11 protein-coding genes and 1 pseudogene are annotated in these 17439 nt (G+C 72.1%); 7 read left to right on the top strand and 5 right to left on the bottom strand.

The features are described from left to right. Positions 1-5: 5 nt before the first annotated feature. The 3 genes and pseudogenes from OG852_RS48055 to OG852_RS48065 all read right to left on the bottom strand — a co-directional run bounded on the left by OG852_RS48055 (position 6) and on the right by OG852_RS48065 (position 3345). Entirely contained in the window at positions 6-1235 is a 1230-nt protein-coding gene (locus tag OG852_RS48055; RefSeq protein ID WP_330351372.1) for a glycosyltransferase, read from the bottom strand. Between the two features lie 63 nt (positions 1236-1298). After that, on the bottom strand, positions 1299-2318 hold the full coding sequence (locus tag OG852_RS48060; RefSeq protein WP_330346840.1) for an alpha/beta hydrolase: 1020 nt from the start codon (positions 2316-2318) through the stop codon (positions 1299-1301). A 302-nt stretch (positions 2319-2620) separates the two neighbouring features. Then, positions 2621-3345: pseudogene (locus OG852_RS48065) on the bottom strand (ferritin-like domain-containing protein). A 511-nt stretch (positions 3346-3856) separates the two neighbouring features. Here OG852_RS48065 and OG852_RS48070 point away from each other — a divergent pair. From OG852_RS48070 to OG852_RS48080, 3 genes are all read left to right on the top strand, one after another. Then, a complete protein-coding gene (locus OG852_RS48070; RefSeq protein ID WP_166663681.1) occupies positions 3857-4213 on the top strand; it encodes a CU044_2847 family protein in 357 nt (118 codons plus the stop codon). A gap of 26 nt (positions 4214-4239) precedes the next feature. Next, positions 4240-8529, top strand: coding sequence for a serine protease (locus tag OG852_RS48075; RefSeq protein WP_330346838.1), 4290 nt, complete (start codon positions 4240-4242; stop codon positions 8527-8529). Between the two features lie 333 nt (positions 8530-8862). Continuing rightward, positions 8863-9135 carry a hypothetical protein gene (locus OG852_RS48080; protein ID WP_330346837.1) on the top strand — a complete coding sequence of 91 codons (273 nt, stop codon included), beginning with the start codon at positions 8863-8865 and terminating at the stop codon, positions 9133-9135. Between the two features lie 92 nt (positions 9136-9227). Here the strand turns inward: OG852_RS48080 and OG852_RS48085 are convergent, their stop codons facing one another. Both OG852_RS48085 and OG852_RS48090 read right to left on the bottom strand, forming a co-directional pair. Next, positions 9228-10715: a ricin-type beta-trefoil lectin domain protein gene (locus OG852_RS48085; protein ID WP_330346836.1), complete on the bottom strand. Its 1488-nt coding sequence runs from the start codon at positions 10713-10715 to the stop codon at positions 9228-9230. Positions 10716-11215: 500 nt separating this feature from the next. Continuing rightward, positions 11216-11800: a TetR/AcrR family transcriptional regulator gene (locus OG852_RS48090; RefSeq protein ID WP_133916195.1), complete on the bottom strand. Its 585-nt coding sequence runs from the start codon at positions 11798-11800 to the stop codon at positions 11216-11218. 294 nt (positions 11801-12094) lie between these two features. Here OG852_RS48090 and OG852_RS48095 point away from each other — a divergent pair, with 294 nt between their 5' ends. From OG852_RS48095 to OG852_RS48110, 4 genes are read left to right on the top strand one after another with little or no spacing between them, the layout of a single operon-like run. Next, on the top strand, positions 12095-12589 hold the full coding sequence (locus OG852_RS48095) for a (2Fe-2S)-binding protein (RefSeq protein ID WP_133916196.1): 495 nt from the start codon (positions 12095-12097) through the stop codon (positions 12587-12589). Next, on the top strand, positions 12586-13581 hold the full coding sequence (locus OG852_RS48100; protein ID WP_133916197.1) for an FAD binding domain-containing protein: 996 nt from the start codon (positions 12586-12588) through the stop codon (positions 13579-13581). Before OG852_RS48095 ends, OG852_RS48100 begins: the two co-directional genes overlap by 4 nt. Continuing rightward, the gene (locus OG852_RS48105) at positions 13578-15821 is read left to right on the top strand and encodes a xanthine dehydrogenase family protein molybdopterin-binding subunit (RefSeq protein WP_330346835.1); all 2244 of its coding nucleotides are present in this window, start codon (positions 13578-13580) and stop codon (positions 15819-15821) included. Before OG852_RS48100 ends, OG852_RS48105 begins: the two co-directional genes overlap by 4 nt. A gap of 46 nt (positions 15822-15867) precedes the next feature. Then, complete coding sequence (locus OG852_RS48110; RefSeq protein ID WP_330346834.1) at positions 15868-17091, top strand: XdhC family protein; 1224 nt, start codon at positions 15868-15870, stop codon at positions 17089-17091. Positions 17092-17439: the final 348 nt, after the last annotated feature.

The raw sequence follows: 17439 nt of genomic DNA on the forward strand, positions 1-17439 counted from the left end.
CCGCCCTAAAGGCAGGCAAGAACCCCCCTCAGGACGCGGCAGGCTTGCCCGGCGCCGTCCTCCGCGCGCAGCGCCCCGCCGAGCCGCCGCGCGCAGCGCCGGTAGGCGGCCTCGCCGGTGAGCGCCGAAAGCCGCTGAAGAAGGCTCCCGGCCGTCAGGTCCCGGGCGGGCAGCGGACGGGGGCCCGCCCCCAGCGCATGGACGCGCGCCCCCCAGTACGGCTGGTCACCGAAGAACGGGCACACCACGGACGGCACGCCCGCCCGCAGCGCCGCGAAGGTGGTGCCCGCGCCCCCGTGATGGACGACCCCCGCCATCCGGGGAAACAGCCACTCGTGAGGGGTGTCGGAGACGACCAGCATGTCGTCCTCACTCATCGCCGGGTCCCCGGCGAGCACACCGCGCAGGCCCGCCCGTCTCAGAGCGGCCCTGACCATACGGTCCGTACGCCGCGGGTCGGGGGTTCTCATACTGCCGAACCCCACGTACACCGGCGGCGGCCCGGCCTCCAGGAAGGCACGCAGCCGCTCGGGGGGAGTCCACGAGGGCCGCTCGAGGTTCCAGAAACCCGTCAGGTGCACGTTCGGCCCCCAGTCCGCCGGCCGCTGGACCACGGCCGGGCTGAAGGCGCACAGCACCGGGGCGCGGCGCACCATGCGCAGGGGGGACAGCAGCGGCAGGGGCGCCAGCCCCCGCTCCCGGACGCGCCAGCGGTTGAGGAAACGCCGGGCCAGCAGCCAGGTGCCCATGTCCACCGCGTCGTAGCTGACCCGGTTGCCGAGACTGCCCAGGGTCCGGGCCGGTACGAAGGGGTGCGGGAAAGCGCCGGTGGGCTGGCTCGGCTGGAAGTGGAGCACCGCGTGCGCAACGCCCAGGCACTGGCTCAGATGCACACCGAACAGGCCCAGGGTCGGCGCCAGGACGAGGTCCGCGCCCTGCGCGCACGCCTGGGCGTGGTCCAGGACCGTTTCGACACACGGCCGCAGGACCCGGTTCATCCTGCGGACGAAGGCGAACGGGCCCGGCCGGCCGGACAGCAGCTCCTGGCCCGCGACGGATTCGATGATCTCCGCCGGGTCGACCGGCAGCGGATAAAAGCGCACCCCGGTTTCCGCGATCAGCTGCTCGTAACGCATGCTCGCCAGCACCCGCACCGCGATGCCCCGGCGCACCAGCGCCTGCCCCAGGGCCAGGCAGGGCTGGACGTCGCCGCGCGACCCGCCGGCGAAAATCATCACCGTTGGCTGCCCCATCCCGATGACCTCTCTCCACAGCGGCGGCCCGTGCCCTGCGGCGGGCTACTGTCCCAGAACGCGCACCACGGCGGGCCAGATGCCGTGCAGTTCCTGCTGCCAGTAGGGCCAGGAGTGGGTACCGGGCCGGTAGATGTGCGTCGTGGTCGTCACGCCCGCCGACCGCAGCGCCGAGGCGAATCGCCTGACCTGCCGGGGGAGCACCGTCTCGGCCACCGAACCGACGAGCATGACGTCCAGCGGGTGCCCGGTGTCCAGCGGGCCCACCGTTCCGTCGCCCGAGGAGAGGTGGACGCGCGTCCCGCGGAACGACCGGGGCATCGCGGCGGGGTTGTGCTCCTGCCAGATGGTGAAGTCCCTCACCGGATCGCCCCAGACCTCACTGATGTCGACGCCGTCCCTCTGCGCACCCAGCTGCAGGGTCAGACGCACCGACGGCTCGTTGAGGTCCACGTACGAGCTCATCGCCGCCACGTACCGGAACATCCCCCGGTGGTGCGCCGTGTAGTTGAGAGCCCCGAACCCTCCCATGGACAGCCCCGCGATCGCCCGGGAGGAGCCGGCACGGTAGGACTTCTCCATGAGGCGGACGAGCTCACCGGTGTGGAACGTCTCCCACAGGCGCTTTCCGGAGTGCCAGTCGCTGTAATAGCCGAATTTCCCGCCGTCAGGCATGACGACCAGCACGTCCGTGTTCCTCGCGAGTTCCTCGATATCCGTCTCACGCGTCCACGACGTATAGTCGTCATTCCCGCCGTGCAGCATGTAGAGAACCGGGAATTTACGCTCCTTCTCCGTTTCCCAGCTCTTCGGGAGAATAACCCGCACGGGAATATCGGACTGCATTGCGGGCGAATGCACCATGAGGTCCCGGGTGCGCTCGTCGATGCGCGTGACCGAAACAATACTGGCCTCCCCGGCCCTGTTCTGCCGCACATCGCCCGGGCTATGGGCGTGGGCCGGGATTTCCGCAGCGAACAGCAATGCGGCAAGGGCCAGGCCGGCATGGAGAAATCTTCTGGCGCTGAAGGCCGGGAACGTCGGACGAGTAAGCGTGAACGGCATGTTCTTGAGCGCTCCTTGAGAGAGCGGGCCGACCTGGCGAGGCTCTTCGCTTCAGCCTGACGCGGGCCCGCACACAGACGGACCCCACCATGCCCCGAAATCAGCGGTCGGCCCCCACATGACACACCGCCGGCCGCACGTGATCACCCCTAAAGGCGCCATCTTGTTCGGGCGCCGGGAACCGGTCCCCGAAGAAGAACGGCCGCACCTTCCCGGGGCAGAAGGATGCGGCCGCACGGGTTTCGTGCGCCGCCTGCCCCCCCGCGGGCGCCGTCGCGGGAGCGGGAGGCGTTCCTGCGGGGTCACAGGACGCGGTCGAGGCCGGCCCTCCCGAGGATCGCCGCGGTCACCGGACCGCCCGACCTCAGCACGTCCGCCACGAAACGTCCTCGTCCGACCCCGAGCCCGCGCAGCGCCCGCCCGTGGTCGGCCGCTACTACCACCACCGCGCCGAGGAGCATCACCCGCCAGCCCGCCAGCAGGGGCCGCCGGGCCGCGCGCGGCAGCTCCGCGACGGACGCGCGCAGCCGCGCGCAGTGGAAAGGACGTGCCGCTCCTCGTCCGCCAGGATGCGGCCGGCGACCTCCGACGTCAGCGGATCGCCGGTCCCGTCCCGCAGCGCCCGGTAGTAGCGCAGGGCGACCACCTCCGCGACCATCAGCAGCAGCAGCTCCGTGCGCAGCCCCGGCACGCGGCGCAGCCGCGCGAAGGCCCTGTCGCTCCAGTGCCCGGCCCGCGTCGTCGCCCCGCCCGCCTTGAGCAGCAGAGCGAGAAGCCTCGCGTGGTTCTTCTCCTCGGCGACGAACAACCGCAGCGCCGCCGAGTACTCCGGATCGCCCGCCGCATCCGCCTTGGCGAACAGGGCCGAGCTGTCGCCGTCCTCGCCGGCCTGGAACCGCTGGACGCTCGCCCGCACCGCCGGGGGCAGGGAGGCACCCGCCTCCCAGTGCGGGTCGGGCCGGGCCGCGCGGCGGTCGCGTTCGGTCTCGAAGTGACGGGCCCACTCGGCGAATCCCGAGGCCCTCATGCCGCTCTCTTCCATCCCCCCGCCCCGCTCAGCCCCGCCCGGACGGGGCAGCGCCGCGATAAGCCCGGCGGCCCGGACCTTGCCGTTGCGCTCCCGGACGGATCCCCGCGACAGGAGGTGCCCCGGCGCTCGGAGGACCTCCGGCGAACAGCACGGCCGCGGGAGGCACGACGGAGTTCCCCGGCCCGGGCAAGTGCCTCGGTACGTGCCTCACCACGCTCGGTGTCGTCATGAGCGCAACAAAACAGCACAGGGGTCGGGGGCACGTCGGTAGGAGTACGTATTCAGGTACGTATGCGCCGTCACCGCCCTGTGTGCCGCGGCCGCGCGGTCTCCCGGCAGCCGGAGCCGGCGTCACGCTCGTAGGTGACACAGGCCTGCGCCGGGCTGCCTGCGGGAAGCGGACGATGACCTCGGTACCGGTCGTGAATCCGCCAGACTTGGCGTGGGCACTTCAGCCGGGCGGAGGGGGCCGGTAGTCTGCCCGGGCGCGAGCAAGGGGGGCCGGGCCGTGTATGTGGTGGATGTGCCGATCGACAGCGCCGCAGGCGATTCCGAGGTCGTCCGGGTGCAGGTCCGGGAGCTGGACGAGGGTCTGCTCCCGGTGGCACGGCCGGGGCGTTCGCCATCCGTGCGGGCCTCGCGTTCCTTCGGCGAGATGCTGGCCACCGTACGACCTGTCGCCGAGAACTTCGTGACGAGCCTGAAGGGCATGGCGTCCGCTCCGGACGAGGTCACCGTGCAGTTCGGCATCTCGCTGTCCACCGAGGCCGATGTGCTGATCGCCAGCACAGCCGCCGCCGCCACCTTCGCGGTCTCCATGACCTGGCGCACCTCCGCTCAGGAAGGCAGTGCCGCGACAGGCTGAGCGCACGGGGAAACGGGGGACGCGCAGTGGGACAGACCACAGGACCGGAAGTCCTCGAGGCTTCGATCCTCAGGATCAGGGGCGGCGACGGGCGCCCCGTGGGGACCGGCTTCCTCGTGGCCCCCCATCTGGCGCTGACCTGCGCCCATGTGGTCAGTGCCGCCCTGGGGCGGCATGACGGTGATCCGGCCCCGTCGGCGGATACCGCCATCGAGGTGGATCTCCCGCTCGGCCGGGACCCCGAGAGCGCCCCGGCCGCCGCCTACGTGGAGTACTGGGAGCCCGCTCACCCCCGGGGCGGGGGCGACATCGCCGTGCTGCGGTTGCCCTCCCCGCCCGCTGGTGGCGCACCGGTGCGGATGGCCGAGGCGCGAGACGTGTGGTCCCATCCGGTACGGGCCTTCGGATTCCCGGCGGGCCGTGACCAAGGCGTCTGGCACGCCGGGCGGTTACGGGCCAGACAGGCGTCGGGACTGGTGCAGTTCGAGCAGGCGGCGCCCGAGGGCTACCCGATATCAAGGGGCTTCAGCGGCGGACCGGTCTGGGACGACGAGTTGTCCGCGGTGATCGGCATCGTGGCGGTCGCCGAGCCGCGAGCGCCTCGGGCGGCCTTCCTGATCCCCACCGAGCGGATCGTGGCCGCGTTTGCGGTTCTGGGAGAGTTCGCGCGTCCCCAATCCCCGTTCCGCGGGCTCGCCGCCTTCCAGGAGAGGGATGCCGGGGTCTTTCACGGCCGTTCGGCGGAGAGCGCGGAACTCGCCGCCGTCGTCGGGGCCAAGCCTGTGGTCACGGTGGTGGGTCCGTCGGGCTGCGGCAAATCGTCACTGGTCCTGGCCGGGGTGGTGCCCCGGCTGCGGGCGTCCGGATACGCGGTCGTGGTACTGCGGCCGGCCCGGACCGGTTCGCTGGTGTATGCCCTGGCCGCCGAGCTGACCGCACTGATGCGGCCGGAACTGGCAGGCACAGAGCGGCTGCGGGAGATCCGCGCCCTGGAGAGGGAACTGGCCGAGCACGGCCTGACAGGGGCGGTGGACGACGTCCTGCGCCGCTCGGGCGCCCACAGCCTGCTGGTGATCGTGGACCAGCTCGAGGAGGCACTCGCCGACGACGCCCCTGACCTCGGCTCGGCGGTGCGCCTGCTCTTCGCCGAAGGCCGGCCGAACAGGCTCAGGGTGCTCGCCACCCTGCGGGCCGACTTCCTGGACGCCGCCCTGAACCACCCCGGGCTCGGCGCGGTACTCGGCGAGGAGATCCATGTTCTGGCTCCCCTGCTCGGATCCCGGCTCAGAGAAGTCGTCACCGTCCCGATCGACGCCATTGCGGCGGTCTCGTACGAACCCGGACTCGTCGACAGGCTGCTCAGCGACGCCGCAGAGGCTCCCGGCATCCTGCCGCTCCTCGGCTTCACGCTCGCGCGGCTGTGGGAGCGGCAGTCACAGGGCCGGCTCACCTTCGCAGCGTACGAGAACCTGGGCGGGGTCAAGGGCGCGCTGGCGAACCAGGCGGAACACTCCTGGCAGGAGTGCGTCCGGGAGGGGACCGAGGCGGTCGCCCGCCGGCTGTTCGTCCAACTGGTCAGGGTTCCGATGGGGGGCACGGCAGCCACCCGCCAGGTCGTGGCACGCGGGGAACTGGGGCCGCACCAGTGGGAGATCGCCCGCACCCTCGCCGAGCACCGGCTGCTGGTGCTCGACCGGGACGTATCGGGCCGCGACACCGTGGAACTGGCGCACGAGGCGCTGATCGGCTGCTGGCCCAGGCTCCGCGGGTGGGTCGAGGAGGACCGGGACTTCCTGGTGTGGCGGGAGAACCTGCGGCACGACATGGCCCGGTGGGAAGCCGCCGGCCGTCCCCGGGGCCGGCTGCCGGACGCGGCGGCCCTGGAGGCGTCGCGGCGCTGGCTGGACAGCCGTGGCCCGGATGTGGGGGCGGGGGAGCGCCACTACCTGCAGCAGGGGTGGGCCCGGCTGCGCGGCACGGTCCGGCGACGACGGGCGGTTGCCACCGCAGGGTTCGCGCTCATGACGGTCATGGTGGTCCTCGTCTCGCTCTTCGTGTACCAGACCGGGGTGAGCGCACAGCGCAAGGCCGAGGCGGAGTCCCGCTCGCTGGCCGCCGTCTCCGCGGACCTGCAGGTGCAGGACCCCGGCATGTCGATCCTCCTGGCGATCGCCGCGTACGCCACCTCACCGACCACGCAGGCACGCGACGAACTGCTGCAGAGATATGCCACGTACGGCACCGCCGACCGGGTCCTGTCCGGGGTCCCCGGCGAGATCAACGATGTGGCGGCGAGCCGGGACGGACGTGTGGTGGTGGCCGTCACCACCCTGGGCCGGGCGACGGCGTTCATCCAGGACGACAGCGGGCGCACCCACCGCGAACAGCTGCCCCTGACGACCAACGCCCTCTACCCCATGGTCACCGCGGACGGCAGCCGGGTCGGCTACACCGCCACCGGCGGCTCAGTGGTCTGGCACGACGTCCAGCGCTCGGGCGGGCATCTGCTGGGGCCCGCGCACACCGCCCCCGGCGCCCTGGACCAGACGGACGACAAGGGCTTCGGCTCCATGAGCCACGTCGCCGCGCTGGCCGCGGACGGGCGGCGGGCCGCCGCTGTCAGCAAGAAGCAGATCATGGTGTGGGATCTGGGCACCGCGACCGGCGGCAGGTTCGTCAAGGCCCCCTCATGGCTGGAGAGCGTCGACGCCGTATGGTTCGGCCCGACCTCCGACACCCTGCTGGTGCGGGGCACCATTCGGGTGCTGAGCTCCCACGACGACCTGCACAAGCCCCACGGTGAGGTGCTGGCCGTCGACCTGCGGACCGGCAGGACGACAGTGGTCGCCGAGCACGTGAGCGACGCGCAGGTCTCCGGCGACGGACGCGCGGTGGTGTCCTGTACCGCGCCCGAAACGGACCTCACCCCCTCTTCACGGCGGCACCCGACGTACAGCCGGGTGCCGGTGACCGAGAACCCCACGGACTCGGCGCACGGCCGGGCGAGCTACGTCCCGCAGACGCAGAACGTCACGGACTGCGAGGCGTACGGGACGGATTGGACCGGACAGCGCGTCGTCGTGAACAACTGGTCCGACGGGCTCGTGCAGCTGGACCTGGACCGGCGCACCACCTCGGTTCCCGGCATCGGCCACGACGAGCTGGGCGCCCTCCCCGTGGCCGTCGTGGAACGCGACCACAGGGCGACGGCCATGCTCGCTGTCGGCTACGAGGTGCGGTTCCTCCCCCTGCCCGCCACTGCCGTGATCTCGGTCCGGCAGGAAGCCCTGCTGCTGCACGGGGGACAGACCATGATCGCCGTGGAGGACGGAGGCCAGTGGCTGCGGACACGCAGCACGGCCGACCCGATGAGGGTTCTGGCTGAAGTACGTCGCTCCTATGCGACCGGACCCACCGACTCCCTCGACCCCTTCGTGATCAACGCACGGGAAAGCCTGGTCGCGGACCGGATCGCGGCCGACAAGATCGGCGTCTTCGCGCTGCCGTCCCTGCGCAAGGTCCGGGAGCTCTCGCCGATGCGGGCAGAGGGGCCGCAGGCGCAGGACCGGCAGTTCTTCTTCGACCGGGACGGACGACTGGTGACCTTCTCCGGCCGGTGGGCGGAGGTCTGGGACCCGGTGACGGGAGACAGGCGGTCCACGGTCGATCTGAGCGCCCTGGGCATGCGGAGACGGGACGGGGACTTTCTCGGCATCCGTCTGGCGAGGTATCCGCTGAGCGGTCACGTCCTCGTCCTCGGTGCCGGTGACCAAGCACGGGTCGTCGATCTGCGGACCGGCCAGGAGAAAAAGGACCTGCGCCTGGACCTCGGCCCCGACGCCGACGCGGCCTTCTTCGACAGCAGCGGCCGATACCTCGCGGTGCTGCGCCGCGGCTCCACCCCGGAGGTCTGGCGGACCCGCCCGCCCAAGAACCTGCTCGGCCCGCTACCCGCGATCGGCGCCTCACCGGGCGGCGCAGGCTACGTGGTCGGCTTCCTGCACGGCGACGGCCGCTTCCTCGTGGCCGACTCCGGCAAGGCCCGCATCTACCGGGTCGGCGACCGGTCCTTTGAGGAGTCCTACGACTTCGGCACCGCCACCCGCTTCCTGGACAGCACATCCGACGGCCGGACACTGCTGGTCTCCCGCCACCACTTTGACGACGACCGAAGCGACGTCCCCGCGCTGCTCCGGCTCGACCCCTCCCTGTGGCGCGCGAAGCTCTGCTCGGTCGTCGACCAACGCGACCTGACCGAGACGGAACGCCAGAGCGTGCCCGCTGCGCTCCCGCCCGGACCGATCTGCGGAAGCTGACCGGGGGCTCGCCGCCGGCGGTGCGAGGCGGCAGGACACGCGATCTCCTGCCGGTTGGCTCGGTCCGGTCCGGGCACTGTTGCCGAGGGGGAGAGCCGGATGCCCACCGGCGGGCCGAGGCCGGGGGCCAGGCCGCCGGCGGCCGGCTGGAGGGGGCGGCCCGCCCGGGACCGGTCCAGCTGCTGCTGGCGGCGTCCCCGCCGATCGTGGGCCGCGCGTGTGATCTCGCCGGCGCAGGCGTGGGCGGAGTCGGGGTGGTGACGGATGAACCGGCCGAGCGGCATCACCACCCGGCGCACCTGAGGGAGTCCTCCCGGGACCGCGGGCCGTGTCGTGGCCGGCGCGGGCTTCGGCGCGCCTGTCCGTCGCGAAGGGAAAGGGCAGGAGCGCACGATCGCGGACCCGCCCGGGCTGCGGCCGGAACCGGCCCCGGCCGCGCCGGCGTCCCACCGCGGCGACTTCCCGCACCAGTCGTTCGCCACGGCACACGACCAGGTCCGCCAGGCGTACGTCCTGGACCGCTACCGGGCGTTGCTCGCACGCCTCGCGGGATCGGCCCAGGTCCGCGTGCACCACAAGGTGTTCGACGCCGTCCCGGTCGCCTGACGTACCCGGCCGGCGGTCCGCGTGAGCACCGCAGCGCCGCCGGCCTCGCCGTGGGGCGAAGCGCGGCGGCGCTGACGTGTTCCGTGCCGGTGTCAGCTCCTCGTCCACTGCTGGTTGCTGCCGCCGTTGCAGTACCAGACGTCGACCGACGTGCCGTTGCCGGTGCCCGCACCGGACGCGTCGAGGCAGAGCGCCGGGTTCGCGACGCTGGTCACGGAGAGGTCCGCGTTCACGTTCCACTGCTGGGCCGCCGTGCCGGTGCAGTCGGTGATGACCACGGGGTCTCCCGCGGTGGCTCCGGTGCCGCCGACCGTCATGCACTTGTTGCCGTAGACGGTGAGCTGCTTGTCCGCGTTCCAGTTCCAGGACTGGTTGCCGCCGGCGTTGCAGTCCCAGAGGTCGAGCTGGGTGCCGTTGGCCGTGCTGAACCCGGGCACGTCGACGCAGCGGCCCGAGCCCACTCCGCGCAGGACCTCACCGGGAGGCGCGGGCGGCAGGTCGTTGACCGGCGGGGTCTTGCCGAAGCCGTAACCCCAGCGCAGCAGCGCGACTCCGGTGGCGCTGTTGTCCACGAGGTTGCCCTGGGAGTCCAGCGACTCGATCGAGTAGGAGTCGCCGAAACGCAGGCCCGGCCAGTACACCAGTCCCATCCCCTTGCTGCGGGCGGTGCCGGCCACGGAGGCGAGGTACGAGGTGTAGATGTTGCCGTTCCACGCGCCGTAGTTCAGGCCGATGGTCATCGGGGCGCCGGCCTCGTCGATGATGGTCCGCCCGGCGTACTTGCCGATCCGGGCTTCGAGGTCGGCGGTCCAGTCGGACTGCTGGGTGTAGCTGTTCCAGAACCCGTAGAAGTGCAGCGACAGCAGGGTTCCGCGCAGTTCGCGGGCCGCGCCGACACCGGTGACGTTGTCGTTGTAGCCGGTACCGCTGATCACGACACGGCCGCGCGGGACGTCCTTGTGCCGGGCCAGCCAGCCGCTGGTGACGGACACCCACTGGTCCAGGGTGTAGCCGTGCGGCTCGTTCATGGGCTCGAAGTAGACCCGCGGGTTGTGCTTGTACTCCCGCACCACGGTGTTCCACATCGTCTTCCAGGCGGCCGTGTCGTCGACCAGGCCGTCCTTGCTGGTGTCGGCCTCCCAGTAGCTGACGATGACCTTGTCGCCATGGGCCGTGGCCGCGTCGATCGTCGCCCGGTACGACTTCCACCAGATGGTGCCCACGGTGGCCGGGTTGATCGGCAGCCGCAGCGTGTTGGCGCCCAGGTTCTTCTTGAAGCCGCGCACCATCTTCTCCGTGGTGCGGTACACGGTGCGGTAGCTGTCGGTCACCGACAGCCCGCTCGGCACCACGGCGTCACTGGCGTAGTTGTCGCGCGGGTCGGCCCAGTTCACTCCGCGGAAGTCACGGGTGGCGCCCTTCGGCGCGGGCTTCACCGACGCCTCCTGCGAGGCGGCCTGCGTCCGGGGAGCCTGCTGGGCGAGGGCGGGGCCGGGGGCGGTCAGCAGCATGAGTGCCGCGCCGAAGCCGGCCATCAGCACCGTGGCCAGTCTTCTCGACCTCGTCGGGGTCTTTGTCATGTCGTCTCCAGTGACGGGAAAACGTGGAGGGCGGAGCGCGGGTTCGTCACCTGAGCCGAGGCATTGATGAACCTGATGAACCTGGGTCCGGGCGCAGACCCGGACCCGTCAGAACCGACCATGTTTACGTAACCATGGCGGAGATTGGCACAGCGCCCGCACGGGTGACAAGACCATGACCGTTCCGAACTACGGCGCGGCCCCGAATTCACACCGACCAGTCCCCGTCCGGCCGTTGAGAGCCCGCCGCTGCGCATGCCGAGGCCGGCGCAGGAGGCCGCCGGGGCCGTGATCGGCGCGACCGGCCGGAACCCGCGCAGGGGAATCAGCCCGGGGGAGGACGTACGGCGGGGTGTGCGGGGCGGCGCTGCCCGACCAGCGGCGCACTGCCGGCGCGGGCGGCCGCTCGGGCCGCCCGCGCCGGGTGCTGCGGTGATGGCGCGCTGCACCTCGCGGCAGGATCGCGACGTGCCGCGTGCGGTCGGGCCGGTCCTGGTGGTTCAGCCGTGGGGTCCCACGCCGCGCAGAAACGTGTCGACGACGAGCGTGGCCAGTGCGTCCGCGTTCTGGCGGACCTGGTCCGGGTCGCGGTCCGCGCCGCCTCCGTGCTGGGCCTCGTCGACGAGGGCGTAGTAGACCCGCCGCGCCCACATCAGGTCCGCGTCCGGGGCGAGGAGCCCTTCGTGCTGGGCCCGGGCGAAGAACTCGAGGGCGCCTGCGTTGATCTCGGACCAGATCACCGCGGTGAGGGGGGTGTCGGCGAGGGGGTGGCCGAGGGTGAACCGCCAGACGCTCTTGATCCGCAGGACGTTCGCCGTGACACGGTGCAGTGCCACCAGCGGGGGTGCGGTGTCCATGCGGGCGTCTTCCACGCACTCCATGAGCTGCCGCTTCGCCGAGGCGGCGAGTGCCTCGATGAGGGCCTGGCGGCTGGCGAACCGCCGGTGCACGGTCGTTCTGGCCACTCCTGCCTGCTCGGCGATCTGCTCCATGGAGGCACCGGGGTCTTCGGCAAGGACCTGCTCGGCCGCCTCCAGGATCACGCGCACACTGCGCGCGGCATCGGCCCGCAGGGGTCGGCCCATGACCTATCCACTCCCGTTGTTGATTCGTGATGCACTGAAGACCATACGCCTGACCTGCGGATTTGTATGGATTTGCATCAATGCTGTTGCGCGGGAATGTAAAATCGCGACAAGCGTGATGCGGATAAGTGGCGGAACTGCTACGTTCCTGTTTTAGATCATGGACCTACTCTCATGCTTCGGTTCCCCGGCCGGCGGTTTCACAAGTCCGCGGAGCGAGTCCCTGGTGGTCCTGGCCCATGTGCCTGACGGCGCCCCCCTCAAGAGACACGAGCCCACGGGTGAACCGGAGGAATGACCACGGTGGAGATCGAGCTGCGGATCAACGGATCCACCCGACGGCTGGACGTCGCGCCACAGGTGAGCCTGCTCGACGCGCTGCGCGAGTACCTGGGCCTGACCGGCACCAAGAAAGGATGCGACCAGGGCGCATGCGGTGCCTGCACGGTGCTCGCCGACGGCCGGCGGATCAACGCCTGCCTGGCGCTGGCGGTGCAGTACCAGGGCCGTGAGATCACGACCATCGAAGGCGTCGACCACCCGCTGCAGGAGGCGTTCGTGCGCACGGACGGATTCCAGTGCGGCTACTGCACGCCGGGCCAGATCTGCTCGGCGATCGGCATGCTCGCCGAGCACAAGGAAGGCGCGCCCAGCGCGGCGACCGAGCACCTCGCCGACACCGGCGGGGAGCTCGACGAGACGGAGATCCGGGAGCGGATGAGCGGCAACCTGTGCCGCTGCGGCGCCTACAACGGCATCGTCGCGGCGATCAAGGAGGTGGCGAAGTGAAGCCGTTCTCCTACCTCAGCGCACCGGACGTGGGCACGGCGCTGCGCACGATCGCGGACGGCGACGACGTGAAGTTCCTCGCGGGCGGGACGAACCTCGTCGACCTCATGCGCGAGGGCATCGAACACCCGGCGACGGTCGTGGACATCACCCGCCTGCCGCTGACCGGGATCGAGGAACTCCCCGACGGCACCCTCCGCGTCGGCGCACTGGTGAGCAACAGCCGGCTCGCGGCCGACCCCCTGATCAGGACCCGCTATCCGGTGCTGGCGCAGGCGGTCCTGCTGGGCGCCTCCGCCCAGCTGCGGAACATGGCGACGGTGGGAGGCAACCTGCTGCAGCGCACCCGCTGCATGTACTTCTACGACGAGGCCTCCGCGTGCAACAAACGCGCACCCGGCAGCGGCTGTGACGCGATCGGCGGGTTCTCCCGCGGCAGTGCGGTGCTGGGGACGAGCGAGCACTGCGTCGCGACGCATCCCTCGGACATGGCGGTGGCGCTGGTGATGCTCGACGCGGTCGTCGAGGTCGAGAGCGTGCACGGTATCCGGCGGATCCCGGTCGCCGACCTCCACCGCCTGCCCGGCGACACCCCGCACCTGGAGACGGTGCTGGCCGCCGACGAGCTGATCACGGCCGTCGAGCTGCCGCCGGTGCCGGCGGCGGCGCACTCGCGCTACCGCAAGGTCCGCGACCGGGCCTCCTACGCCTTCGCCCTGGTCTCGGTCGCCGCCGCGCTGGCCGTCCAGGACGGCCGCATCGCCGAGGTCCGCCTCGCGCTCGGCGGCGTCGCGACCAAGCCGTGGCGGGCCCGGACCGCGGAAGAGCTGCTGCTCGGCGCCGAAGCCACCGACGAGAGCTTCGCCCACGCCGCCGCCGCCGAACTCGCCCCCGCCCTGCCCCGGTCCGGCAACGCCTTCAAGACCGACCTGGCCCAGCGGACGGTCGTGGCCGTGCTGCGCAAACTCAACGCCGAGCGGAGCGCATCGTGACCACACACACCCAGGCGGGCTCCGAGCCCGGCGCGGACGCCTCCGTGCCCGTCGGGGGAGCGGTCGGACGGCCGGTCGACCGCCGGGACGGCCACGCGAAGGTGACCGGGGCGGTGCGGTTCACCGCCGAGCACCCCTACCCGGACCTCACGTACGCGACGCTGGTCCATGCCACCGTCGCCCGTGGCACGATCACCGGCATCGACACGGCCGCGGCGGCCGCGGTGCCCGGCGTCGTGGCGGTCCTCACCCACCTCAACGCGCCGAGGATCCGGCCCGTACGCAAGGCCAACATCGTGCGGGACCTGGGGCCGAGCGTGTCGGGGACCGGTCTCGACTACCTCAACACCGATCAGGTCTTCTGGGACGGCCAGCCGATCGCCGTCGTGGTCGCCGAGACCTCGGCCGCGGCGAACGAGGCCGCGCCGCTCGTCGAAGTGACCTACGACCCGCTGCCCGCCCGGGTGGACTTCGCCGCCGAGCAGCACAACGCCACCCCCGCCAAGGGCGACCTCACCTTCGCCGGCCGGACCAAGAAGGGTGACGCCGAGGCGGCGCTGGCCGCCGCGGAGGTGTCGCTCGACCTGCGCTACACCACGCCCGGACTGCAGCACAACGCGATCGAGCCGCATGCGACGGTCGCCGTCTGGGACGGTGACCGCCTCACCGTGCACGACACCACCCAGTCCATCAACCAGACCGGCCGCTACCTGGCCTGGCGGTTCGGTGTGCCGGCGTCCCACGTCCGCGTCCGCGCCGAGTTCGTGGGGGGCGGCTTCGGGGGCAAGTTCGCCGTCTGGCCCGGCACGGTCATCGCGGCGATGGCGGCCAGGGCCGTCCGGCGGCCCGTGCGCCTGGCACTGAGCCGCACGGCCGTCAACCGCGCCACCGGAGGGCGTACCGCCTCGACCAACCGGATCGCGCTCGGCGCGACCCGCGACGGACGGCTCACCTCACTGATCCAGGACAGCATCACCCGCACCGGCTCGGCCGGGGGCCTGCTCGAGGCGACCAGCTCGCCGGCCCGGCACCTCTACGGCGCCCAGACCATGCTGACCCGGCAGAACCTCGTCGCCATGGATCTGATGCCCAACACCTGGCTGCGCGCCCCCGGCGAGGCGATCGGCAGCTTCGTGCTGGAATCGGCGCTGGACGAACTCGCCCACGAGCTGGCCATGGACCCGATCGCCCTGCGGCTGCGCAACGAGCCCGCAACGGACCCGACGGGCGGCAAGAAGTTCTCCCAGCGCATGCAGCGAGAAGCCTTCGAGAGGGGCGCCGAACGCTTCGGCTGGGCGGACCGCGACCCCGAACCCCGCTCCATGCGGGACGGCGAGTGGCTCGTCGGCATGGGCACGGCCACCGCCTACCACCCGGCCCTGCGCCTGGTCGCCGACGTCACGGTACGGCTGAGCGACGACGGCAGCGCGCTCGTGCAGTGCGGTTTCCACGAGATGGGCATGGGCGCCGCGACCGTACAGGCACAGATCGCCGCGGACGCGCTCGGCATCGCCTACGACAAGGTCCACGTCGAGTACGGCGATTCGGCCCTGCCGACCGGACCGATGGCCGGCAACTCCAACCAGACGGCGACGGTGGCCACCAGCGTCCTGGCCGCGTGCGCCGAGCTGAGCCGCAAGGTGAGTGCCCTGGCCCGGCGTACGGGCACGACCGGCCAGGAACCGGCGGCCGCCCTGCGCGCGGCCCGGCGCCCGTTCCTCGAGGCCTCGGTCGGGTCGGCCACCCGGCTGGGTGCACTGGGCAGCCAGGGCCGGTTCCTGTCCACCTTCCTCAAGGACCAGCGCTGGTCCAAGGCCGCCCGCGGCGCCCAGTTCTGTGAGGTGCGGGTGAACGCCGACACCGGCGAACTGCGGATCTCGCGCTGGCTCGGCATGTTCGACGTCGGCCGCGTCATCAACCCCAAGACCGCGGCCAGCCAGCTGCGCGGGGCCGTGGTCATGGGCATCGGCATGGCCCTGTCGGAACAGAGCCTCATCGATCCCCGCAACGGGCGCACCATGAGCGCCGGGCTCGACTCCTACTACGTGCCCGTCCACGCCGACATCCCCCCGATCGACGTCGACTGGCTCGACGAGCCGGACCAGACGATGCCCCTGGGCATCGTCGGGCTGGGCGAGGTCGGCACGACCGGCGTGGCGGCCGCGATCGCGAACGCCGTGCATCACGCGACCGGCAAGCGGATCAGGGACCTGCCGATCACGCTGGACAAGCTGCTCTGACGACGGCCCGATCCACGCACCACGACACGACAGGAAAGCAACTCCCATGCTGGACATCGCGGACGAGCTGTACCGGTGGCTCGAGCAAGGGCGGGAGTTCGCCGTGGCCACCGTCGTGGCCGTCAGCGGCAGCGCACCGCGAGGGCCGGGCGCCGCGCTCGCCGTCGACGCCGACGGCACGGCCATCGGCTCGGTCTCCGGCGGCTGTGTCGAAGGCGCGGTCTACGACCTGTGCACCCAGGCCCTCGCCGACGGCCAGGCGGTGCGCGAGCGGTTCGGCTACAGCGACGAGGACGCCTTCGCCGTCGGCCTGACCTGCGGCGGCGTCCTCGACGTCCTGGTCACGCCGCTGCCCGCCGACGCGCCCGGCAGGAAGACCTTCCAGACGGCGCTGTCGGCCGCCGCCCGGGGCGAGGCGGCGGCGCTCGCCCGCGTGGTCCGCGGCCCGGCGGAGCTCCTCGGCCGGGCGCTGGCGGTCCGCCCCGACGGCTCCTGCGAGGGCGGACTCGGCGGACCCCCCGGCCTGGACCGCGCCGTCGCCGACGAAACCCGCTTTCTGCTGGACTCCGGCCGCACGGGCACCTTCGACATCGCGCAGGACGGATCCCGCTGCGAGCCCGGCCTGAGCGTGTTCGTCGAGTCGAGCGTGCCGCCGCCGCGCATGCTCGTCTTCGGCGCCATCGACTTCGCCGCGGCGCTGGTGCGCGTGGGCAAGTTCCTTGGCTACCACGTCACCGTGTGCGACGCCCGGCCCGTCTTCGCCACCCGGTCACGCTTTCCCGAGGCCGACGACATCGTGGTCGACTGGCCGCACCGCTACCTGCACCGCACCCGGACCGACGAGCGCACCGTGGTCTGCGTCCTCACCCACGACGCCAAGTTCGACCTGCCCCTCCTTCGGACGGCCCTGCGGCTGCCGGCCGCCTACATCGGCGCGATGGGCTCACGCCGCACCCACGAAGACCGCGACCGCAGGCTCCGCGAGAGCGGCCTCACGCAGGACGAACTGGCCCGCCTGCACTCACCGATCGGCCTCGACCTCGGCGCCCGCACGCCCGAGGAGACGGCCCTGTCCATCGCGGCCGAGATCGTCGCCGCCCGCCACGGCGGAACGGGCCTGCCCCTGAGCGACTCACGCACGCCGATCCACCACGACACCGAAGGGCGCCGGCCGGCGGCGATCGGCGCGGACGGCCGTGGGACACGACCGCGAGCCGACCGTCAGGACCAGCACAACACCCCGGTCCCGGTTCGGACCGGCGCGGCATGAATGATCACCTCACCCGCCCGACGGCCGAACCGTCCGACCCGCTCTTCGGGACGGGGCCGCCGGGCCCGCCCTGCCGGGCCACCCCGACCCCCACAGCCCGCCACCGCGAGGGAGCCTCCCCGGGACGGCGGCGGTGCTCCCCGCGGCCGCGACGGCACCCGAGCGCTTCGCCCGCGAGCGGGGCGGGTGCCACTGGCGGGCGTCCCGCGTCCGGGGGCAGGGGCGGCCTCTCGAGTCGGGCCGTCATGCACGGATGCCGCCGCCGCTTCGCCGACGGCGGTCGGGGCGCCGGGAGCACTCGTCCTCAACGCTCGCCGCGAGCCGTGCTGAGGCGTTCCCCGTCAGCAA

Origin of the sequence: Streptomyces sp. NBC_00582 (assembly GCF_036345155.1) — a bacterium.
In the GTDB taxonomy this organism is placed as follows: Bacteria; Actinomycetota; Actinomycetes; order Streptomycetales; family Streptomycetaceae; genus Streptomyces.

Bases quoted from the DNA above. Each gene is read 5' to 3' on its own strand.
- OG852_RS48055 (WP_330351372.1), bottom strand. From the start codon at position 1,235: ATGATTTTCGCCGGCGGGTCGCGCGGCGACGTCCAGCCCTGCCTGGCC.
- OG852_RS48060 (WP_330346840.1), bottom strand. From the start codon at position 2,318: ATGCCGTTCACGCTTACTCGTCCGACGTTCCCGGCCTTCAGCGCCAGA.
- OG852_RS48085 (WP_330346836.1), bottom strand. From the start codon at position 10,715: ATGACAAAGACCCCGACGAGGTCGAGAAGACTGGCCACGGTGCTGATG.
- OG852_RS48090 (WP_133916195.1), bottom strand. From the start codon at position 11,800: ATGGGCCGACCCCTGCGGGCCGATGCCGCGCGCAGTGTGCGCGTGATC.
- OG852_RS48095 (WP_133916196.1), top strand. From the start codon at position 12,095: ATGACCACGGTGGAGATCGAGCTGCGGATCAACGGATCCACCCGACGG.
- OG852_RS48110 (WP_330346834.1), top strand. From the start codon at position 15,868: ATGCTGGACATCGCGGACGAGCTGTACCGGTGGCTCGAGCAAGGGCGG.